Source organism: Roseateles sp. P5_B10, assembly GCF_056400485.1.
In genome coordinates this window covers 1-2,577 of sequence record NZ_JBFULE010000745.1, presented here as the reverse complement: position 1 = coordinate 2,577, position 2,577 = coordinate 1, and the positions used below count along the sequence as shown (strand labels likewise).

At 67.0% G+C, this 2,577-nt stretch carries 3 protein-coding genes and 1 pseudogene; 3 read left to right on the top strand and 1 reads right to left on the bottom strand.

The window, feature by feature from the left end:
* Nucleotides 1–532 (bottom strand): annotated as a pseudogene (locus tag AC1DU6_RS26945) (asparagine synthetase B); the annotation flags it as partial.
* Between the two features lie 249 nt (nucleotides 533–781).
* On the opposite strand from AC1DU6_RS26945, the gene AC1DU6_RS26940 reads away from it, so the two are divergent.
* The 3 genes from AC1DU6_RS26940 to AC1DU6_RS26930 all read left to right on the top strand — a co-directional run.
* Nucleotides 782–1,162 carry a GtrA family protein gene (locus tag AC1DU6_RS26940; RefSeq protein ID WP_056195815.1) on the top strand — a complete coding sequence of 127 codons (381 nt, stop codon included), beginning with the start codon at nucleotides 782–784 and terminating at the stop codon, nucleotides 1,160–1,162.
* 13 nt (nucleotides 1,163–1,175) lie between these two features.
* Nucleotides 1,176–2,183 (top strand): glycosyltransferase family 2 protein, encoded by a 1,008-nt coding sequence (locus AC1DU6_RS26935; protein WP_457355976.1) that lies wholly within the window; start codon nucleotides 1,176–1,178, stop codon nucleotides 2,181–2,183.
* A partial coding sequence (locus AC1DU6_RS26930) for a hypothetical protein (protein ID WP_477860863.1) occupies nucleotides 2,180–2,577 on the top strand: 398 nt, incomplete at its 3' end. The genes AC1DU6_RS26935 and AC1DU6_RS26930, both read left to right, overlap by 4 nt.

Below are 2,577 nucleotides of genomic sequence, written 5' to 3'. Positions count from 1 at the left end.
GGTCGATCTCCTGGCGCAGGCCGCCGTGGGCCATCAGGCTCTTCAGCTCGGAGCCGAACAGCAGCCAGCCGTCCTCGGTCATTGCGTAGTGCAGCGGCTTCACGCCCAGGCGGTCGCGGGCCATGAAGAGGCAGTCGCGCTTTCGGTCGTGGATCATGAAGGCGAACATGCCGCGCAGGTGGTGCACGCAGTCCTCGCCCCAGTGCTCCCAGGCGCGCACGATGGCTTCGGAGTCGCTCTTGGTACGGAACACATAGCCGTGGCCGCGCAGCTCGTCCATCAACTCCAGGTAGTTGTAGACCTCGCCGTTGAAGACCAGGGCCACCGTCTTGTCGTCGTTGAAGATGGGCTGCTGGCCGGTCGCGATGTCGATGACCGACAGGCGCCGGTGGCCGAAGCCCACGCCGGGCTCGATGTGCAGGTCGCCTTCATCCGGCCCGCGGTGATGCTGGGACTCGTTCATCCGGTGCAGACGCTCGCGCTCGGGGAGGCGCTGGCCGCGGGTATCGAACAGACCGGTGATGCCGCACATGGGTTGGACCTGGTTCAGCCAATCATTGGGTAAAGCCGCGCCTGCCGAAACGGCAAGGCACGGGGAAAGGCGGATTCTTACCGAGCTTGGTGACCGCGCCGGGCGTTCGCTGTCCCTGGTGTGATGTCAGGCACGGGTTATCCCCCTGTCCGGGGGATGCTTGACCCGCGGGCAACGGGGGCTGCGGCCTGCCGGCAACGCCGATACTTCGGCGCCCTCCACCGCCCTGCTCCCAAAGCGCCGGCCATCTTGATCGCCCAGCTGTTCTCCTTCCTGTCCGTCGGCGTGCTCGCCACGGGCCTGCAGTACGTGCTGACGGCCGGCCTCGTGCTGGCGGGCTGGCTGCCGCTGGTGCCGGCATCCACCGTGGGTTTCCTGGTCAGCGCGACGTTCAATTACTGGGCCAATGCACGCCTGACCTTCGCCGCCCAGGGCAGCGCTGCGCGCAATCGCCCCCAGCAGTTGCGCTTCATCGCCATGGTGGCCCTGGGCTGCGCGCTGAATGCCGGCCTGCTGCGCGTCGCCGTGTCGCTGGGCCTGCACCCCGTCTTGAGCCAGCTCATCGCCACCGCCGGCGTGCTGGCCAGCAATTTCACGCTCAGCCGCCTCTGGGTGTTCCGCAAACCTTGACTGCCATCCCGCCATGGAACTGATCGACCCCGCCCAATTCCACCGTGCCAGCTGGGCCGGCGCCCAAGCGCCGGTCGTCAACTTCGTGCTGCCCTGCTACAACGAAGAGGCCGTGTTGCGCGAGACGGCCAGCCGCTTGGGGCTTTTGCTGAACGAGCTCAAAGCCGAAGGCCTGATCGCCGCGGCCAGCTCGGCCTACTACATCGACGACGGCAGCCGCGACGGCACCTGGGCCCTCATCGAGACGCTGGGCCGCGAGCGCGATGACGCCTGTGGCATCAAGCTCAGCCGCAACCGCGGCCACCAGAACGCGCTGCTGTGCGGGCTGATGACGGTGAGCGGCGACGCACTGATCAGCCTTGACGCCGACCTGCAGGACGACCTGTCCATCATCCCGGACATGATCCGCGCCTTCCGCAATGGCGACGAACTGGTCTACGCCGTGCGCCGCCGCCGCGACACCGACACCTTCTTCAAGCGTTTCACGGCGGAGGGCTACTACAAGGTCCTGGCCATGATGGGCGTCGAGGTCGTCTTCAACCACGCCGACTACCGGCTGATGGGTCGCCGCCCGCTGGAGGCGCTGCGCAACTATGAGGAAACCCACCTCTTCCTGCGCGGCATGATTCCCCAACTCGGCTACCCCAGCAGCGTCGTCAGTTTCGACCGCGCCGAGCGCTTTGCCGGCGAATCCAAATACCCGTTATCCAAGATGCTCAGCCTGGCCTGGCGGGGCGTCACATCGTTCTCCGCCGCACCACTGCGGGCCATCACGGGCCTGGGCGCCATGGTGTCACTCGTCAGCGTAGCCTTCGGTCTTTGGGCGTTGTTCATCAGGCTGTTCACCGAGGTCGCCCTGCCCGGCTGGGCGTCCACGGTAATCCCGATGTATCTGCTCGGCGGCATCCAGTTGCTCAGCCTGGGCGTCATCGGCGAGTACCTCGCCAAGGTCTACGAGGCCAGCAAGCAGCGCCCGCGCTTCCATGTGGAGGCCATTTCGGGCCACTGGGGCCAGAAGTGAGCGGCACGGCGCAACGCGCCCGCCCGCTACAGCTGCTGGGCGTCGGCCTGGCGGTCGCGCTGGCCTACGCCTGGCTGTGCTCGGCGCTGAAGGTCGATGACGTCGACCGCTACTGGCACGAACTGGGTGCCAACAGCTTCTTCTGGGACCTGGGGCACCTGTGGATGCAGCCGCTGGCCATGCTGCTGTACCGCGCCAGCGGCGGCGTGCTCGGCGTGAACCACACGCTCGAGGCCATCAATGTCCTCTCGGTGGCTTGGGGCTGCGCGGTGTTCTTCGCGACGCTGCGCGAGGCCGGCCATCCGGTGCTGAAGAGCGCCGCCGCCGTCGTCTTCGTCGCGGTCAGCTTCAATCTCCTGACCCTCGGCCCCACGGCGCACATCAAGCTGATGGT

Excerpts from the sequence above, each read along its gene's own strand:
- AC1DU6_RS26935 (WP_457355976.1), top strand. The coding sequence starts at position 1,176 with ATGGAACTGATCGACCCCGCCCAATTCCACCGTGCCAGCTGGGCCGGC.